The sequence below is a fragment of the Mesorhizobium sp. dw_380 genome (assembly GCF_018588885.1).
GTDB lineage: Bacteria > Pseudomonadota > Alphaproteobacteria > Rhizobiales > Rhizobiaceae > Mesorhizobium.
Window position 1 is genome coordinate 1 of record NZ_JAFFIW010000011.1, and the last position, 18490, is coordinate 18490.

Here is an 18490-nt window from a genome sequence, read left to right on the forward strand (position 1 = left end):
GGGTGGGGGGGGGGCGGGCGGGGGCGCGGGAGGGGAAGGGCGGTTTTTAAGTGAAAAAGACCGGACCTCCCTCCAATGACCTGGGCACAGATGTCGGCATTTCGCGCCAACGAGCTTGCCGTCGCGGAATCCCTGCATCTTACTTGCGGTTGTGCTAATATATGTAACCGCGCACCTTCGTGCGTGGTTGACATATGGGAGGATGCGATGAAAACTATGAATCGCAGGTCTGCGATTGCTCTCGGTGTGACGGCCGCGGCGGTAACACCCTTGTTCACCTTCGCGGCATCCGCAAAAACCAAGCAATACGGCCCGAAGGAGGGCAAGGAGATTGCGCCCGGCGTCAGATTGGTTGAGGTCGGCACCGGCAATTCCGATATTCCCGCTTACAAGAGCATTTCGATTGTCGATATAGTCTTTCAGCCCGGAGCACACGCGCCTCAAAGCGTGATGCCCAACGACATGGTATGCACCATTACTTCAGGCGCATTCACCATCAAGAAAGCGGACAAGGAATTCAAGCTCAAGGTGGGTGACATGTACACCTGCGCCAAGGGCAAGACCGACGAGGCGACGAATACGAGCAAGGAGGTCGGCGTGCACCGCATCGCCATGTTGATACCTGCCTGAACAAAACGGGTTCGGGCCGGACGATCGGGCGCCTGATTCCGCCGTGAGTCCGGTCTGACCTGAGATCAATTCGCATTGAGGGCGATGTGCGCCACCGCTGGTCAGGTAGCGTGTCGCAACGCAACAAGCGTCAGCAGCCAGTCGCGAAAGCTGGCGACGGGCGGATGGCCGCGCTTGTCGTGCGGGACGACGAGATAATAGGCGCTGCGGCTCTGCATGGGCTGGCCTGGAGCCGGCACCAGCTGGCCGCGCTGCAATTCGCCTGCGATCAGGAGCAGCGGCAACAGCGCGACGCCGAGCCCCGCCATGCAGGCCTGGGCGGCGGTGCCGAACTGTTCGAACTGCATGCCCGGTCCGGTCGGCGCACTCAGGCCCTGATGCTCGAACCATTCGGTCCAGGCGCCGGGGCGCGTTGCCATATGCAGCAGCGGCAGGCGGCCGATATCGGCCGGATTGGCGATGGCGCGGCCGGCGAGGAATTCGGGCGACACCACCGGCGCCACGGTTTCGCGCACCAGCAGCGTCGAGTCGGCTTCGGGCCATTCCGGCAGGCCGTAATGGATGGCGGCATCCAGCCTTTCCCTGGTGAAGTCGAAGCGGCCGACGCGGGTGACGAAGTTGATGGTGATGTCAGGATTTTTTTCGACGAAATCGGGGATCATCGGCATCAGCCAGCGCGTGCCGAAGGTCGGCAGAATGGCCAGGTTCAGGATGCCACTATGCCGATTGCTCATCAATCCAAGGGCTGCGTCACGCAACTGGCCAAGCGCCGAACGCACCGCCTCGGCATAGATTTCGCCTGCTGTCGACAGTCGGACATTACGGCTGTCGCGCTCGAACAAACGACGGCCGAACTGATCCTCCAGCAGCCTGATCTGTCGGCTGACTGCGCCCTGGGTCAAATCCAGCTCCTGGGCGGCGGCGGTGAAACTGCCAAGCCGGGCCACCGCCTCGAAGGCGGCAAGGGCGCTGATGTTCGGCAAAAGGCGGCGCTGGACACTCATGATCCATTCCTAACGCTCATTGATCTGTGAAGCAATTTCGTTTGATTTTTTCTGACCGCAGGCCGATAAGCCGGGCTTCACCCGTTTCGAGGATCGAGAAGCCATGGCCGCCGACAAGAATGCATTCGTCTGGGAAGACCCGTTCCTGATCGAGGACCAGCTTTCGGAAGACGAGCGCATGGTGCGCGACGGTGCGGCGGCTTTCGCCGCCGACAAGCTCGCCCCGCGTATCGAGGAGGCCTATCTCAACGAGACCTTTGACACCGCGATCTTTCGCGAGATGGGCGATGCCGGCCTTCTCGGCATCAACATTCCCGAGGAGTTTGGTGGTCTTGGTGCCAACTATGTCACCTACGGGCTGGTCGCACGGGAAGTCGAACGCGTCGATTCCGGCTATCGCTCGATGATGTCGGTGCAGTCGTCGCTGGTGATGTATCCGATCTATGCCTACGGCTCGGACGAGCAGCGCAAGAAATATTTGCCGAAGCTCGCCAGCGGCGAGTGGATCGGCTGCTTTGGCCTGACCGAGCCGGATGCCGGCTCCGATCCCGGCGGCATGAAGACGCGCGCAGAGAAAACCGCCAACGGCTACAAGCTCTCCGGCTCGAAGATGTGGATTTCCAACGCGCCGGTCGCCGACGTGTTCGTCGTCTGGGCGAAGTTGAAGGGCGACAACGGCAAGGACGAGATCCGCGGCTTCGTGCTGGAAAAGGGCATGAAGGGGCTGTCGGCGCCGAAGATCGGCGGCAAGCTGTCGCTGCGGGCCTCGATCACCGGCGAAGTGGTGATGGAAGGCGTCGAGGTCGGCGAGGACGCGCTGCTGCCCAACGCCAGGGGTCTCGGCGGACCGTTCGGCTGCCTCAACCGGGCTCGCTACGGCATTTCCTGGGGCTCGATGGGGGCCGCGGAAGATTGCTGGCATCGCGCCCGCCAGTATGGCCTCGACCGCAAGCAGTTCGGCAAGCCGCTGGCGGGCACACAGCTTTACCAGAAGAAGCTCGCCGACATGCAGACCGAGATCGCGCTCGGCCTGCAGGCATCCTTGCGCGTCGGCCGCCTGCTCGACGAAGGCAAGATGGCGCCGGAGATGATCTCGATCGTCAAGCGCAACAATTGCGGCAAGGCGCTCGACATCGCCCGGCAGGCCCGCGACATGCACGGCGGCAACGGCATCCAGATCGGCTACCACGTCATGCGCCACGCGCAGAACCTGGAGACGGTCAACACCTATGAGGGCACGCATGACGTGCATGCGTTGATCCTCGGGCGGGCGCAAACGGGGATACAGGCTTTTTTCTGAGGCATTGGCTCGCAATCGCAATGTTAGCGATTGGCCGCGGACATGGGTCGCGCGGCAATTCGCAAGCCTTGGAGATTGCTCAAAGGCGCCCCTTGCTTCGTCATGTATGGACGGCCCCTCTTAGGCAAGAGGCAAAATGGCGGCGGCGGCGCAAGTCTGGAGCGGTCATGTATTCGGCCTTTGATGCGGTCGAGTTGTGATGACCGCTGGCCCTCAAGGGTTACGCGGATCGGGTTCCAATCATCCACAGCGCGCTCTTGTATCGCGATGACGAAGGCGGAGTGTCCCGACCCAGGTCCTGACCATTTTGCCGTGCTGCCTTTCTGCTCCTTACGCTGTTGAGGGTCTCGATTTGCGGCTTATGCCGCAGCCGGTGCCCTGTATTCCTGTCCCGAGCTCAGCATCGCCCAGATGATGCGAGCGGTCTTGGCCGCCTGGGCGACGACCGCGACCTTGACCGGTCGCCTGGCCAGCAGGCCGCGTATCCAGGGCGAGCCTCTGTCGGGCTTGGCCCTGACCTGCCGCAGCCAGGAACTGGCGCCGAGAATGAGCAGCCTTCGCAGGTCCCTGTCGCCGGCGCGGCTGATATGGCCTGTCAAGCTGTGCTTGCCGCCGGTGTCATGGCTCTTGCGGGTCAGGCCCAGCCAGGCGGCGAAGTCCCTGGCCGAGGTGAACTGGCGGCCGTCGCCGATGGCCGCGATGGTCGCCTGCGCGATGATCGGGCCGACGCTCGGGATCTTCGTCAGCCGCATGGCCGCCCGATCCTGCTTGACCTGGTTGACGATTTGCTTGTCCAGTTTGCCGATCTCGCCATCGAGCGCGCGCCATTGCCCGGCCAGAGGCGCCAGGCAGATCAACAGCGGCGCGGGGATGGCTTCGTCCGACGCCTCGATGCGCTGCAGCAGGGCTTCGATGCCTGCAGCCCCCTTGGCGCTTGTCTGACCCATCTCATAGAGCAGGCCACGAATGGCGTTGGCCAGTTGCGTGCGCTGGCGCACCAGAAGGTTGCGCGTGCGATGCAGCCCCCTGGCCCATTGCTGTTCGACCGTCTTGATCGGCACAAAGCGCATCTTCGGCCGGCTCACCGCTTCGCAACATCCGTCTGCGTCGCGGGCATCGTTCTTGTTGCGCGGGACATAGGGCTTCACATAGGCCGGCGGCATCAGCTTGACCTCATGGCCAAGCGCTCGCAGCGTGCGGCCCCAATGATGGGCCGAGCCGCAAGCCTCCATGCCGACCAGAGCCGGCGGCTGCGCGGCGAAGAACTTCACCACCTGCGCACGGCGCAGCTGGCGCTGCACCACCACATGCCCGGCAGCATCCACGCCGTGCACCTGAAACACATTCTTGGCCAAATCGATTCCAAATCTGATAGCTTGCATGTCGGACGGTCTCCTCCGCTGGGGGTTAATCACAGCCCAGTTTGGCACATTCGATGCCGCAAGGGGCCGTCCACCCATCATCCTAGGGCGAAGCAGCCGCGCAGCGGCGTCGCTCAGACCCTAGGATCCATGCCGCGACATTTGCTGTAGAATGCAGCGGCTCAGAACGGGCTTAAGAACGCCCGACCATGGGCATTACGACAGAATAGAACCATGGGCATTACGGCAGAATAGAATTGCACCGTTGCCGTGCTCGAAAGTCGCGGCATGGATCCTGGGGTCTGCGCTGCGTCGCTTCGCTCCTTGCTGCGCCCCAGGATGACGAAGTGATTGAGGCCCGTTCGCCAATTATAGGCGAATTGGGCATTCGGTAGCTGCTTAAATTAGGTGCACCGCAACATCTGTGCTTGGAGAATACCCAGGACCTGTGTCAGGGTTCGGCCAGTTTAACGCCGATCTCCGGGGCCCCATGGCAATTCTGGCAGCCGTCTACCACCTGACCCATTACAAATATGACCGGCCGGTGGTTCTCGGTCCCCAGATCATCAGGCTGCAGCCGGCGCCCCATTCCCGCACCAAGGTGCTCAGCCACTCTTTGAAGGTCGAGCCGGCGAACCACTTCGTCAACCTGCAGCAGGATCCTTATGGCAACTTCCTCGCCCGCTTCGTCTTTCCCGAGCCGGTGACGGAACTCAAGATCGAGGTCGATCTCGTCGCCGACATGACGGTCTACAATCCGTTCGATTTCTTCGTCGAGCCATCGGCCGAGGCATTCCCGTTCGAATATCCGGAAGAGATCCGCGACGATCTCGCCATCTACCGGACACCGGAGCCGGCGGGACCGCTGCTCTCGGCCCTCCTGAACACCATCGACCGCAGTGCGAAAAACACGGTCAATTTCCTCGTCGATCTCAATGCCAGGCTGCAGCGCGAGATCGCTTACATCGTGCGCATGGAGACCGGCGTGTTTTCGCCGGAAGAGACGCTGGCGGCGGCCAAGGGCTCATGCCGCGATTCGAGTTGGCTGCTGGTGCAGATCCTGCGCAATCTCGGCATCGCCGCGCGCTTCGTCTCCGGCTATCTGATCCAGCTCAAGCCGGATCTGGTGGCGCTCGATGGGCCGGCGGGCACATCAGTCGATTTCACCGATCTGCATGCCTGGTGCGAGGTCTATCTTCCGGGCGCCGGCTGGATCGGCTTCGATCCCACCTCGGGCCTGCTCACCGGCGAGAGCCATGTGCCGCTGGCGGCAACGCCGCATTTCCGCAATGCTGCACCGATTTCCGGCATGGCGAGCTTTGCCAATGTCGAGTTCGGCTTCGAGATGCGGGTCGATCGCATTGCCGAGCATCCGCGCATCACCAAGCCGTTCTCCGACGAAAGCTGGCAAGCGCTCGACGCGCTCGGCAACAAGGTCGATGCCGCGCTTGCGGCCGGCGATGTACGGCTGACGATGGGCGGCGAGCCGACTTTCGTGTCGATCGATGACTTCGAATCCGCCGAGTGGAACACCGCCGCTGTCGGGCCGACCAAGCGCGAAAAGGCCGATGCGCTGATCCGCCGCCTGCGCGAGCGTTTCGCGCCCGGCGGCTTCCTGCATTACGGCCAGGGCAAATGGTATCCCGGCGAAACCCTGCCGCGCTGGACCTTCTCGCTCTACTGGCGCGCCGATGGCCAGCCGGTGTGGAGCGACCCGTCGCTGATCGCCCGCGAAAAGAGCGAGGCGGATATCGGGCCGAGGCAGGCCGAGAGCCTGCTGACGGCGATCGCGGATGAACTCGGCATCGACAAAACCATGGTCAGCGAAGCCTATGAGGACCCGGCCGAATGGCTGCTCAAGGAAGGCAAGCTGCCGGAAAATGTCGACCCGTCCAATTCAAGGCTGGAAGACCCGGAAGAGCGTAGCCGCATGGCAAAGGTGTTCGAGCGCGGGCTGACCAAGCCGTCGGGCTACGTGCTGCCGGTGCAGCGCTGGAACAGCCAGGCGTCGGACCCTCGCTGGCGGTCCGAAAAATGGACGACGCGGCGCGGCCGGTTGTTCCTGGTGCCGGGCGATTCACCGGTCGGGTATCGGCTGCCGCTCGGCACGCTGCCTTATGTGCCGCCGGCGCAGTTCCCTTATATCGTGCCGGTCGATCCGTCGCTGCCGCGCGGCCCGTTGCCCGCGCGTGAAGCCATGCTGCCGGGGCCTGCGCCGGCCGAACTTGAAGGCGCCGATGAGATGGCGCGGCGCCAGCAGGCCGCCTCATTTACCGCCGCGACCGCACAGCAGGACCGGGTCGAGCAGGAGATCACCGAGATCGGCGGCGCGGTGCGCACGGCACTTTCGGTCGAGCCACGCGACGGGCGGCTGTGCGTGTTCATGCCACCCGTCGAGGCGCTGGAGGACTATCTCGAACTCGTCGCAGCCGCCGAGAACGCGGCGCGGGCGATCGGTCTTCCCGTGCATATAGAGGGCTATGGCCCGCCGCATGATCCGCGCCTCAACGTCATCCGTGTGGCGCCGGATCCCGGTGTCATCGAGGTCAACATCCATCCGGCTTCCAATTGGCAGGATTGCGTGGCGACGACGACGGCGATCTATGACGAGGCGCGGCAGACGCGGCTTGGCGCCGACAAGTTCATGATCGATGGCCGGCACACCGGCACCGGCGGCGGCAACCATGTCGTGGTCGGCGGCGCGACGCCCAACGACAGTCCGTTCCTGCGCCGGCCCGATCTGCTGAAGAGCCTCGTGCTGCAATGGCAACGGCATCCCTCACTGTCCTATCTGTTCTCCGGCCTGTTCATTGGCCCGACCAGCCAGGCGCCGCGCTTCGACGAAGCGCGTCACGATTCGCTGTACGAACTTGAGATCGCAATGGCGCAAGTGCCGCACCCGGACAAAGGCGCGGCACCGCTGCCGTGGCTGGTCGACCGGCTGTTCCGCAACCTGTTGACCGATGTCACCGGCAATACGCACCGCTCGGAGATCTGCATCGACAAGCTGTTTTCGCCGGACGGTCCGACCGGACGGCTCGGGCTGGTCGAGTTCCGAGGCTTCGAGATGCCACCCAATGCGCGCATGAGCCTAGCGCAGCAATTGCTTGTTAGGGCGATCATCGCACGCGCCTGGAAGAACCCGCTCGACGGGCGCTTCGTGCGCTGGGGAACCTCGCTGCATGATCGCTTCATGCTGCCGCATCATGTCTGGGCGGATTTTCTCGACGTGCTCGACGACCTCAAGCTCAACGGCTTCGAATTCCGTCCCGAATGGTTCGATGCCCAGCTCGAATTCCGCTTTCCTTTCTGCGGCGAGGTCCAGCACGCGGGCATCAAGCTGGAGCTGCGGCAGGCGCTGGAGCCGTGGCATGTGATGGGCGAGCAAGGCGCGATCGGCGGCACAGTGCGTTTCGTCGATTCCTCGGTCGAACGGCTTCAGGTCAAGACCGAAGGGCTGAACCCGGAGCGCCATGCCGTCGTCTGCAACGGCCGCATCGTGCCGATGAAGGTCACCGATAACAGGGAAGTCGCGGTGGCGGGCGTGCGCTTCAAGGCCTGGCAGCCCGCCTCCGGCCTGCATCCGGCGCTGCCGGTCAACACGCCGCTGGTGTTCGATATCTACGACCGCTGGTCGGGCCGGGCGGTGGGCGGCTGCGTCTACCATGTCGCGCATCCCGGCGGGCGCAACTACGACACTTTCCCGGTCAACGGCAACGAGGCGGAGGCACGCCGGCTCGCCCGCTTCGAACCGCGCGGCCACACGCCGTCGGGCTATGTGCTGCGCGAGGAACAACCGGCGGAAGATTTCCCGATGACCCTTGACCTTCGGCGCCCACCCAGACTGTGATCGGACATGGCCAAGGGGAATCACAAAAGGGCACGCGGCAAGCCGCAAACCCACAGACTGCTGGAGCACTACCAGCCGATCGACGGCGTCGTCGACGAGATGGTCGACGCCTCCGGCAATCCCCGTCCAGCCTGGAAGCACTTTATCGAGGCGCTTGAAGATCTCGGCGCCGAAAAGCTCGGCCAGCGCTTCGCCCGTGCCGACCAGTATCTGCGCGATGCCGGCGTCTACTACCGCGTCTACGACAAGGCCGGCGCCAATGAGCGCGAATGGCCGCTGGCGCATGTGCCCCTGCTCATCGAAGATACCGAATGGGCCGCGATCAGCGCCGGCCTCGTCCAGCGCGCCGAGCTGTTCGAGGAAACAATCGCCGATATCTATGGGCGTAACCGGCTCGTCGAAAAAGGCATCCTGCCGGCGGGACTGATCGCCGCCAGCCCCGAATATTTGCGGCCCGTCGTGGGCACCATCCCGGCCGGCGGCCATTACCTGCATTTCTGCGCCTTCGAGCTTGGCCGGGGGCCCGACGGCCGCTGGTGGGTGCTGGGCGACCGCACGCAGGCGCCATCGGGCGCCGGCTTTGCACTGGAGAACCGTGTCGCCACCACGCGAGCGTTGTCCGACATCTATGGCGAGATGCATGTCCACCGGCTTGCCGGTTTTTTCCGACGCTTCCGCGATGCGCTGATCGGCATGGCGAAGGAGACCGACGGCCGCGTCGCCATCCTGACGCCTGGTCCGCTCAACGAAACCTATTACGAACACGCCTACATCGCCCGCTATCTCGGCATCATGCTGCTCGAAGGCGAGGACCTGACCGTGTCCGGCGGCAGGCTGATGGTGCGGACCGTTTCCGGCCTGATGCCGATCAGCGTGCTGTGGCGGCGGCTCGATGCCGCCTTTGCCGATCCGCTCGAATTGCGATCGGACTCGCAGATCGGCACGCCGGGGCTGGTGGAAGCGATCCGCCAGGGCGCGGTTGCGACCGTCAATGCGCTGGGGTCGGGCCTGATGGAAACGCGTGCTTTGCTCGGCTTCCTGCCCAAGATCGCGCGCGAATTGCGGGGCGAGGAATTGTTGCTGCCGAGCGTCGCAACGTGGTGGTGCGGGCAAGCAGCCGAACGCGCCCATGTGCTGGCCAATATCGACCGCATGGTGATCGGCCCGGCACTGTCGACGCGGCTGGCCTTCGAAGATGACGACCAGACCAAGCTCGGCGCGGCGCTGTCGGCAGGGGAGCGGGCGGAACTGGTGGCGCAAATCGAGCGCGACGGTGGCGCCTTCGTCGGCCAGGAAGCGGTGACGCTTTCGACGACACCGGTCTATGTCGGCGGCTGGCTTGAGCCGCGGCCGGCGAGCCTGCGCGTCCATCTGGCACGGACCCCTGAGGGCTGGACGGTGATGCCGGGCGGGTTCGCTCGCGTCGGCCTGTCGCTCGACCCGACGGCGATTGCCATGCAGCGCGGCGGTCAGGCGGCCGATGTCTGGGTGGTCAGCGACAGGCCGGTGGAGCGCGAGACGCTGCTGCCGCAGGAAGGCGACAGCTTCACCCGCACCAGGCCGGGCAGCCTGCCCAGCCGCGCCGCGGAAAACCTGACCTGGCTCGGCCGCTACATCGAACGTTCGGAAGATACGGTGCGCATCCTGCGCGCCTATCATGTGCGGCTCGCCGAAACATCCGACCCGGATATGCCGCTGCTGGCCGACATCAGGGATTATCTCGAACCTTTCGGCATCGACGTCGAAACGGCGATCCCGTCGGGGCTGATCGGCACGCTGGACAGCGCCGTCTACAGCGCCGGACAGATCCGCGACCGTTTCTCGCCCGATGGCTGGCTGGCGCTGAAGGACCTGTCGAAGACCATCCATCAATTCGCAAGGATCGTGGCGCCCGGCGATGATGCGACACGGGCAATGACGGTGATCCTGCGCAAGCTCGCCGGCTTCTCCGGCCTGCTGCACGAGAACATGTACCGTTTTGCCGGCTGGCGCTTCCTCGAAATCGGCCGGCGGCTGGAACGCGGCATCCAGATCGCCCGCACGCTCGCCAGGCTGACCAGCGCCAAGGCGCCGGACGGCGCGCTCGACATGATGCTGGAGATCGGCGACAGCGTGATGACCCATCGCCGGCAATATCCCGTGCAGGCCGGCCGACGCACGGTGGTCGATCTTCTGGCGCTCGATCCGCTCAATCCGCGCTCGATCCTGTTCCAGCTGGAAAGGCTGAAGGCGGAGATCGGGCTGTTGCCGTCGGTCGGCGGCGAGGGGCACATGTCGCCGGCGGCGAAGGAGATCCTGCAGCTCAATACGGCCATCGCCATCAAGGAGCCTTCGGACATGACGGCCAAGGCGTTGGACGAGCTCGCCTATGAAATCGGCGGCCTCTACAACAGCCTCGCCAAAGCCTATTTCGGCTAGAGCGGTTCACCGTTTCACGGAAACGGCGAACCGCTCTATCTCTTTGTTTTAACGCAATTCCTGTGGGAAAACCGTTTCACACTTTTCCTGGAATTGCTCTAAGCAGGTTCCGCAAAACTGGCGCCGGTTTTGCGGCAGAACCTGCGCCAGACAGAAAAGTAGCGCATGCTTTACGACATCAGGCTTCATCTCCACTACGACTACGCTGCCGCGGCCGGCGGCGGGCGTCATCAGATCCGTGTCCTGCCGTCGACGATATCAGGCACGCAGCGGGTCATTGCGGCATCCCTGTCGTTTGCGCCGGCGCCCAATGAACGGTCGGATTTCTCGGATTTCTTCGGCAACAACGTCACGTCGATCGCCTTTCGCGACGCGCATGACGCGCTCGACATCAGGATGAGCGCACGCGTTTCGGTGTCGCGGCCCGAGCCAGGGCTCGACGTGTCGCCAGATATCGGGCGGCTGCGGCAGGAGCTGGCTGCGGTGCGGTCGTTGGCGTCCGCCTCGCCGCATCACTTTCTGGCCCCCAGCAGCCATGCGGGCATCGATGCGGCGATCACTTCCTATGCGCATGACAGCGTCGGCAACTCCGCCGCCGGGACGGCAATGACCCTGTGCAACCGCATCCATCGCGATTTCACCTATGATGGCGAGGCGACCACGGTTCGGACGAAGGCAAGCGATGCGTTCAGGTTGAAACGCGGCGTTTGCCAGGATTTCTCGCACATCATGATTGCCGGGCTGCGTGGACTGGGCATTCCGGCCGGCTATGTCAGCGGTTTCCTGCGCACCATCCCGCCCAAGGGCAAGCCGCGGCTGGAAGGCGCCGATGCCATGCATGCGTGGGTGAAGGTCTGGTGCGGGCGCGATGCCGGCTGGCAGGAATTCGATCCGACCAACGGGATGCGGGCCAGCAACGACCACATCACCGTTGGCTATGGCCGCGACTATTCCGATGTCGCGCCGATCGTCGGTGTGCTGAAGACCACGGGTGGGCAGGTGGGCGAACAGGCTGTCGACGTCATTCCGGTCGCGCTCGAAAAGGCGTGAGGCGGGTGAAGCGCGCGGCCCACCACCAATGCAATTCTGGGTGGGCGAAGCGACTTCTCAAACATCGATGACGTTGCTAATCTATTCTCGTTTCGAGGTGGACAATAACTTTATTGTTAAGGCGCGGGCGCGGGATTTTGTAATTGAAAGCTGTCAGCGTCATCATTCCCGCCCACAATGCAGCGACAACCATTGCGACAACACTGGCATCGCTTGGCAGCGAAGCCGAGATTATCGGTGAGGTGCTGCTGGTCGATGATGCATCGACGGATGGTACAGCTGCCGTCGCGCGGCAGGCCGCGAGGGAACTGTCCTTACCGCTGCGCGTGCTGCCGGCCAGTTGCCGCGATGCCGGTGGTGCGCGCAACGTGGCGCTGGCGCAGGCGCTCCATCCCTTTGTGTACCTGATCGACGCCGACGACATGCATCTTCAGGGCGGATTGCGTGCGCTGCTGCGGCAAGCGGAGAACCAGCCGAAAGCCGACATGATCGTTGGCGCCTTCCGGCGACGGGTGAACGGCGTGGACCGGCAGATCAAGGTTCCTAACGGCTATCAGGCTGGGTGCCTGGCAAACGCTTCGGCCTATGTGAAAGGCGACATACGTTCGGTCGCCGTGGGCAGCGTCCTGGCATCCCGGGGCCTGATCGGCGAGACACGGTTTCCGGTGGGTCTTGCCTATGACGAGGACACGCTGTTCTGGGCGCGGTTGATGAGCAAGGCATCGCTGGCCATGATTGCGCAACCCGTCATGGTCTATGAGGTTTCGCCGGTGCGCTCCGATGATCGTTTTGCGGTCAATCCGGTGCGGCGCTTCCTGGAGTGGCGCCGGGAATTGCGCATGCTCATCGATTGCGACATCCCGGTCTCGGCGCTGAAGACCAGGGAGGGCCTTGTCGCCCTCAAGATCGCCCGCGTCCACTATGCGCGCGGCGACCTGGACATGGCCGCGCGTTTTCTCGCGGTGGCCTCGGCGGCGCCCAAGCGGCGCTCGGAAGCCTGGCGATGCCTGCGCTACAAATTCAAGCTCGCGGCGCGTCGCCGGCTGTCCTTTCCGCCGACCCAGATGCAGGGCGCGTCGTAGGCCTCCTGCCCCTGGTTGCCCACGCCACCGGGCTTACCCGCTTTTCAGACGGCGTGTGGAACCAGCAGTCGGCCAGCAACTTATCTACTGACATTTGCGTGGAGCTCACATGCTGCAGGGATCCGGATTGCCGCACGGCCAGCCGGCCGACGCCGATGCTGCGCCGAAGAACGGGGCGCAGGTTTCGGCCAGGGATGCCGCACTGACCTATGTCAGCGATGCCGAGCCCGGCATCCGCCGGCTGAAGGCAGGCAAGGGATTTTCCTACAAGGGACCTCACGGGCGACCGGTCTCGGATGCCGCCAGGGCGCGTATCGAGGCGATCGTCATTCCGCCGGCCTGGACGGATGTCTGGATTTCGCCCGACGCGGATGGGCACATCCAGGCGACAGGACGGGATCAGCGGGGGCGCAAGCAGTATCGCTATCATCCGCAATGGGCCGAAGAACGCGACAGCGCCAAATATTCGAGCCTCGTTGCCTTCGCCGAAAGCCTGCCGGAACTGCGGCGCACGATAGACAGCGACCTGCGCCGCCACGGCCTGCCTTTCGAGCGTGTCGTCGCCGCAGTCGTCTGGCTGCTCGACAACACGATGATCCGTGTCGGCAATACCGCCTATGCGCGCGATAACAAGAGCTTCGGCCTGACGACGTTGCGGGACCGTCATGTCGACATCAAGGGATCGAGCCTGCGCTTTGCCTTCAAGGGCAAGTCCGGCAAGGAATGGAAGCTGAAGCTGGTCGATCGCCGCATCGCAGGCATCGTGCGCGGTGCGCAGGATCTGCCGGGCCAGAAGCTGTTCCAATATCTCGAGGAGGAGGGCAACAGGCGCCCGGTCCACTCCGACGACGTCAACCGCTATATCAGGGACGCTGCCGGGGATGCGTTCAGCTCGAAGCATTTCCGCACGTGGGGCGGCACGATCCATGCCGCGTCGCTGTTTGCACAGACCGAACCGCCGGAAAGCCAGACACAGCAAAAGCGGGTGATGAACAGCGTCATCGACAAGGTGGCCGAGCGGCTCGGCAACACGCGCGCCGTCTGCCGCAAATGCTATATCCACCCGCGGGTCTTCGAGGCCTGGTCGCAGGGGCGCCTGCTTGCCGAAATGGCCGAAGCCAACAAGCGCAAGCGGTCCATGGACGGTCTCGACGAAGAAGAAGCGCTGGTGCTGAGATGGTTGAGGGCGCACGAAAGCTGACTGCGGTTGTCGGTGGCCGCCAAATCCGCGGCCCCGGATTTTTTTATCGACGTCATGTCGGGATCGGTCCTAGTGTTTCGTCCTTTGATACGGAGAAGGACCGCCCATGCTTTATGCTATCCTCTGCTACGCCTCCGAAGATGTCGTCTGCTCCTGGAGCAAGGAACAGGACGACAAGGTCATGACAGACCTCCTCGACGTTCAGGAGAAGTACGCCAATGCCGGCCGGCTCGGCCCGGTGGCGCGGCTTTTGCCGACGACGGCGGCGACGACACTGCGCAGGGTCAAGGGCGAGGCGGTCGTCATCGACGGACCGTTCGCCGAGACCAAGGAACAGTTCCTCGGCTTCTACACGCTTGATTGTGCCGATCTCGACGAGGCCGTCGAATTCGCCCGCGAACTTTCCGAGGTCAATCCGAGCGGCGGGTCCTATGAGATCCGGCCGGTCTCGGTGTTCCATGCCAACAAGGTTCCAGCATGACCGAACTCGCCTGGATCAGCTCGGCGATAAGCGCCGCCCGCCCGCAGGCGATGGGTGCGCTGCTGCGCTATTTCCGCGATCTCGATACGGCGGAGGAAGCTTTCCAGGACGCATGCCTCAGGGCGCTGAAGAACTGGCCGCAGAACGGGCCGCCCCGCGACCCGGCGGCCTGGCTGATCTTCGTCGGCCGCAACAGCGGCATCGACGCGGTACGCAAGCGTGCCAAGCAGGCGCCAATGCCAGAAGAGGACCAGATCTCCGATCTCGAAGATGCCGAGAGCGATATCGCCGAGCGGCTGGACGGCGCGCATTACCGCGACGACATCTTGCGGCTGCTGTTCATCTGCTGCCATCCCGATCTGCCAGCGACGCAGCAGATCGCTGTCGCGCTGCGCATCGTCTCAGGCCTGACCGTCAAGCAGATCGCGCGCGCCTTCCTGGTCGGCGAGAGCGCCATGGAGCAGCGGATCACCCGCGCCAAGGCGCGTATCGCGGACGCCGGCGTACCGTTCGAGACGCCGGGCGCCGTCGAGCGCTCGGAACGGCTGGCCGCGGTGGCGGCCATGGTCTACCTGATCTTCAACGAAGGCTATTCGACCAACAGCGGCGAGGCGCCGGCCCGTGCGCCGCTTTGCGAAGAGGCGATCCGGCTCTCCCGGCTTTTGCTGCGGCTGTTCCAGACCGAGCCGGAGATCATGGGGCTGACGGCGCTGCTTTTGCTCCAGCACGCACGCGCGCCGGCCCGCTTCGACGAAAACGGCGAGATCGTGCTGCTCGAGGACCAGGATCGCAGCCTGTGGAGCCGCAAGATGATCGACGAGGGGCTCGCCCTTGTCGACAAGGCGTTGCGCCATCGCAAGCCCGGTCCCTACCAGGTGCAAGCGGCAATCGCGGCCCTGCATGCCCGGGCGGCGACTGCCGAAGACACCGACTGGGTGGAGATCGACCTGCTTTATGGCCTGCTCGAACAGATGCAGCCGTCGCCGGTGGTCACGCTCAACCGCGCGGTTGCGGTCTCCAAGGTGCGCGGCCCGGAAGCAGCACTTGCCATGATCGAACCTCTGGAGCAGAGACTTTCCGGCTATTTCCATTTCTTCGGCCTCAAGGGCGGGCTGTTGATGCAGCTCGACCGGGGCGACGAAGCGCGCATTGCTTTCGACCGCGCCATCGCGCTTGCCAACACCGCGGCGGAAGCAGCCCATATCCGCATGCATATCGACCGTTTGATGAAAGACGGCACCGTGCGCGTGCCGGCGAAGAAGGCCAACTGACGTCCGGCTGGCTCAATCATGTCGGCTGGCTCAATCGTGTAGGTTGGGCTTGGACCATGCCGGGGTGGCGATTTTCCCCCGAAACGAGTAATGCCACGCCATGACTGTGCCTGCAGTGCCTTGTCGGCACGCGGGCGCGTGGCGGAGGCTTTGACCCGACGCCATATGAGCGACGGGATCTGAAAGGGACAAAAAATGACCATAGCGAAGGAAACGGCCGAGCTTCTGGCCAAACTGGGTGTGGCCAAGGACGCGCTTGTCGGCGGCGACCTCATTGTGAAGAGCCCGGTGACGGGCGAAGAGATCGCGGGGCTGAAGACGATCTCGCCGGCCGATGCTGCCAAGACCATCGATGCCGCGCACAAAGCGTTCCAATCCTGGCGGCTGGTGCCGGGTCCGAAGCGCGGCGAACTGGTGCGGCTGCTCGGCGAGGAGTTGCGCGCGCACAAGGCCGAACTCGGCCGGCTGGTGTCGATCGAGGTCGGCAAGATCCCGTCCGAAGGGCTCGGCGAAGTGCAGGAGATGATCGACATCTGCGATTTCGCCGTCGGTTTGTCCCGGCAATTGTATGGCCTGACCATCGCCACGGAGCGTCCGGGCCATCGCATGATGGAAACCTGGCATCCGCTCGGCGTCGTCGGCGTTATCTCCGCCTTCAATTTCCCGGTCGCCGTGTGGTCGTGGAATGCAGCACTTGCTCTGGTCTGCGGTGACGCGGTGGTGTGGAAGCCGTCGGAGAAGACGCCGCTGACGGCGCTCGCCTGCGAGGCAATCTTCAAGCGCGCGGTCAAGCGTTTCGGCGCGGATGCGCCGCAGGGCCTGGCGCCAGTGCTGATCGGCGACCGTGCCGTCGGCGAGATCCTGGTCGACCATCCCAAGGTGCCGCTGGTGTCGGCCACCGGTTCGACCCGCATGGGCCGGGATGTCGGGCCGCGGCTGGCCAAGCGCTTTGCGCGTGCTGTGCTGGAGCTTGGCGGCAACAATGCCGGCATCGTATGCCCAACGGCCGATCTCGACATGGCGCTGCGCGCCATCGCCTTTGGCGCGATGGGCACGGCCGGCCAGCGCTGCACGACGCTCAGGCGCCTGTTCGTGCATGACAGCGTCTACGACGCCCTGCTGCCGCGGCTGAAGAAGGCCTATCAGAGCGTTTCGGTGGGCAACCCGCTGGAGACCTCCTCGCTGGTCGGGCCGCTGATCGACAAGGCGGCGTTCGATGCCATGCAGAAGGCGTTGCAGGAAGCGATCGCCCATGGCGGCAAGGTGACCGGCGGCACGCGGGTCGAGAACGGCCATCCGGATGCCTATTATGTGCATCCGGCGCTGGTCGAAATGCCGAAGCAGGTGTCACCGGTGACGGAAGAGACCTTCGCACCGATCCTCTATGTGATGAAGTACTCGGATTTCGACGCCGTGCTCGACGAGCACAATGCGGTGGGTGCCGGCCTGTCGTCGTCGATCTTCACCCGCGACCTGCAGGAATCCGAGCGCTTCCTCGGCGTCGACGGTTCGGACTGCGGCATCGCCAATGTCAATATCGGCACTTCGGGGGCCGAGATCGGCGGCGCGTTCGGCGGCGAAAAGGAAACCGGCGGCGGCCGCGAGAGCGGCTCCGATGCGTGGAAGGCCTATATGCGGCGCGCCACCAACACAGTGAACTATTCGAAAGCGCTGCCGCTTGCCCAGGGCGTCTCGTTCGACATCGATTGAGAACGCCGATCAAAGTCGTGTCGGTGTGGCTTGGCGAGCATCAATCGACACAGGCTTTGGCAAGGCGTCGGTGATGATGGCCAGCTTGACCGCGTCGGTCTCGCGCGGCGCCGCTCAGGCGCCGGCTTGCGATGGTGGAAAGCAGGCTTCGAAGGCACTGTCGACGACGGCCAGCTTGGCGGCCTGGACGGTCATGTATTCCTCATAGAACCGATGCGACACCCACATCACCGAATGGCCGCGCTGGCCAAGCCAGCCGAGGCTGCCGAGTTCCTCGGCGGTGCGCAGTTTGCGGCCGAGATGGGTCCGCGACAGCTTGAGCCATTTGGCGAAGTCTCCGATCGACACCACGCTGGTCGGAATCCGCTCCAGGCCGGCATGGTCGGGATCGATACCCGACATCAGCCAGTCCATGACGATGCCGCCATTGTTGAGCCAGATGAACAGGGAAAAGGTCTGGTTGGGTTCGCGCACCGGCTTTGAGGCAAGCAGGCCGTCAGCCACCAGGGGCTGCAGCGTGGCAAGCATGTCGGGCCGGTCCAGGAACCTGGCCAGCCGGTCGCCGCCGTCGATATGGTCAAGCGTGCGCAGATGGGCGAGCACCCAGCCAGTGAACCTCTCAATGGTGGCCGCCGTCGGTTGCAGGGGATGTGTGCGGCCGTCCCCGCCCTCCACATACTCGGCGATGTTGTAGTGCAGCATCTCCTTGATGAAGGCGTCCGCCGTGTTGCGGCTGGCGACCGAATTCTTGTGCACGACCTCGATGAAACGCGATACTGTCAGTTCCTTGCGGCGGTCGTTCGGGTCGCGCCTGAAGTGCATGGCAAGGCCGACATGACCCATCAGCCAGCGCTGCTGCGTGGCAAAGATGGAAGCCAGCCGCGGGCTTTCCTCGTAGATTCGGATCAGGGACTGGGACTGTTCCTGAACGTAGCGGTGCAAGGCCGGGTGGGCGGCTATGTCTTCCAGATTCAGCGCTGATCTCCTGAGGTTTCTAATCAACTCGGACGGCGAAGTTGCGCTCCCTATTTTCCAGTCTTCAACACCTGTGTCCAGACGTACAATTGCGGAAGACGGGGCCAGCCGAGGCACAGATCCGTGATCACCGGGCCGTTCAATTATTGCATCAGCC

13 protein-coding genes are annotated in these 18490 nt (G+C 64.0%); 10 read left to right on the top strand and 3 right to left on the bottom strand.

Annotated elements, in window-relative coordinates; all coding sequences use genetic code 11:
* Positions 1-207: 207 nt before the first annotated feature.
* Positions 208-630, top strand: coding sequence for a cupin domain-containing protein (locus tag JT360_RS13415; RefSeq protein WP_214472092.1), 423 nt, complete (start codon positions 208-210; stop codon positions 628-630).
* A gap of 101 nt (positions 631-731) precedes the next feature.
* On the opposite strand, the gene JT360_RS13420 is transcribed toward JT360_RS13415, so the two are convergent.
* A complete protein-coding gene (locus JT360_RS13420; protein ID WP_214472093.1) occupies positions 732-1634 on the bottom strand; it encodes a LysR family transcriptional regulator in 903 nt (300 codons plus the stop codon).
* 103 nt (positions 1635-1737) lie between these two features.
* Between JT360_RS13420 and JT360_RS13425 the strand changes: the two genes are divergently transcribed.
* Complete coding sequence (locus JT360_RS13425) at positions 1738-2934, top strand: acyl-CoA dehydrogenase (RefSeq protein WP_214472094.1); 1197 nt, start codon at positions 1738-1740, stop codon at positions 2932-2934.
* Positions 2935-3293: 359 nt separating this feature from the next.
* Here the strand turns inward: JT360_RS13425 and JT360_RS13430 are convergent, their stop codons facing one another.
* A complete protein-coding gene (locus JT360_RS13430) occupies positions 3294-4316 on the bottom strand; it encodes an IS110 family RNA-guided transposase (RefSeq protein WP_214472095.1) in 1023 nt (340 codons plus the stop codon).
* Between the two features lie 469 nt (positions 4317-4785).
* Between JT360_RS13430 and JT360_RS13435 the strand changes: the two genes are divergently transcribed.
* The 8 genes from JT360_RS13435 to amaB all read left to right on the top strand — a co-directional run bounded on the left by JT360_RS13435 (position 4786) and on the right by amaB (position 17358).
* Positions 4786-8145: a transglutaminase family protein gene (locus JT360_RS13435; RefSeq protein ID WP_214472096.1), complete on the top strand. Its 3360-nt coding sequence runs from the start codon at positions 4786-4788 to the stop codon at positions 8143-8145.
* 6 nt (positions 8146-8151) lie between these two features.
* Positions 8152-10563, top strand: coding sequence for a circularly permuted type 2 ATP-grasp protein (locus JT360_RS13440; RefSeq protein WP_214472097.1), 2412 nt, complete (start codon positions 8152-8154; stop codon positions 10561-10563).
* Between the two features lie 165 nt (positions 10564-10728).
* Positions 10729-11613 carry a transglutaminase family protein gene (locus JT360_RS13445; RefSeq protein ID WP_214472098.1) on the top strand — a complete coding sequence of 295 codons (885 nt, stop codon included), beginning with the start codon at positions 10729-10731 and terminating at the stop codon, positions 11611-11613.
* Between the two features lie 143 nt (positions 11614-11756).
* Positions 11757-12695: a glycosyltransferase family 2 protein gene (locus JT360_RS13450; protein WP_214472099.1), complete on the top strand. Its 939-nt coding sequence runs from the start codon at positions 11757-11759 to the stop codon at positions 12693-12695.
* 109 nt (positions 12696-12804) lie between these two features.
* Positions 12805-13896: a DNA topoisomerase IB gene (locus JT360_RS13455; protein ID WP_214472100.1), complete on the top strand. Its 1092-nt coding sequence runs from the start codon at positions 12805-12807 to the stop codon at positions 13894-13896.
* A 106-nt stretch (positions 13897-14002) separates the two neighbouring features.
* Positions 14003-14377: a YciI family protein gene (locus JT360_RS13460; protein ID WP_214472101.1), complete on the top strand. Its 375-nt coding sequence runs from the start codon at positions 14003-14005 to the stop codon at positions 14375-14377.
* Positions 14374-15648, top strand: coding sequence for an RNA polymerase sigma factor (locus JT360_RS13465; protein ID WP_214472102.1), 1275 nt, complete (start codon positions 14374-14376; stop codon positions 15646-15648). The genes JT360_RS13460 and JT360_RS13465 overlap by 4 nt, the downstream gene beginning before the upstream one ends.
* Before the next feature lie 195 nt (positions 15649-15843).
* Positions 15844-17358, top strand: coding sequence for an L-piperidine-6-carboxylate dehydrogenase (gene amaB, locus JT360_RS13470; protein ID WP_214472103.1), 1515 nt, complete (start codon positions 15844-15846; stop codon positions 17356-17358).
* A 114-nt stretch (positions 17359-17472) separates the two neighbouring features.
* Here the strand turns inward: amaB and JT360_RS13475 are convergent, their stop codons facing one another.
* A complete protein-coding gene (locus JT360_RS13475) occupies positions 17473-18387 on the bottom strand; it encodes a hypothetical protein (RefSeq protein WP_214472304.1) in 915 nt (304 codons plus the stop codon).
* Positions 18388-18490: the final 103 nt, after the last annotated feature.

Excerpts from the sequence above, each read along its gene's own strand:
- JT360_RS13415 (WP_214472092.1), top strand. The coding sequence starts at position 208 with ATGAAAACTATGAATCGCAGGTCTGCGATTGCTCTCGGTGTGACGGCC.
- JT360_RS13465 (WP_214472102.1), top strand. The coding sequence starts at position 14,374 with ATGACCGAACTCGCCTGGATCAGCTCGGCGATAAGCGCCGCCCGCCCG.
- JT360_RS13435 (WP_214472096.1), top strand. The coding sequence starts at position 4,786 with ATGGCAATTCTGGCAGCCGTCTACCACCTGACCCATTACAAATATGAC.
- JT360_RS13425 (WP_214472094.1), top strand. The coding sequence starts at position 1,738 with ATGGCCGCCGACAAGAATGCATTCGTCTGGGAAGACCCGTTCCTGATC.
- JT360_RS13440 (WP_214472097.1), top strand. The coding sequence starts at position 8,152 with ATGGCCAAGGGGAATCACAAAAGGGCACGCGGCAAGCCGCAAACCCAC.
- JT360_RS13460 (WP_214472101.1), top strand. The coding sequence starts at position 14,003 with ATGCTTTATGCTATCCTCTGCTACGCCTCCGAAGATGTCGTCTGCTCC.
- amaB (WP_214472103.1), top strand. The coding sequence starts at position 15,844 with ATGACCATAGCGAAGGAAACGGCCGAGCTTCTGGCCAAACTGGGTGTG.
- JT360_RS13420 (WP_214472093.1), bottom strand. The coding sequence starts at position 1,634 with ATGAGTGTCCAGCGCCGCCTTTTGCCGAACATCAGCGCCCTTGCCGCC.
- JT360_RS13430 (WP_214472095.1), bottom strand. The coding sequence starts at position 4,316 with ATGCAAGCTATCAGATTTGGAATCGATTTGGCCAAGAATGTGTTTCAG.
- JT360_RS13445 (WP_214472098.1), top strand. The coding sequence starts at position 10,729 with ATGCTTTACGACATCAGGCTTCATCTCCACTACGACTACGCTGCCGCG.
- JT360_RS13455 (WP_214472100.1), top strand. The coding sequence starts at position 12,805 with ATGCTGCAGGGATCCGGATTGCCGCACGGCCAGCCGGCCGACGCCGAT.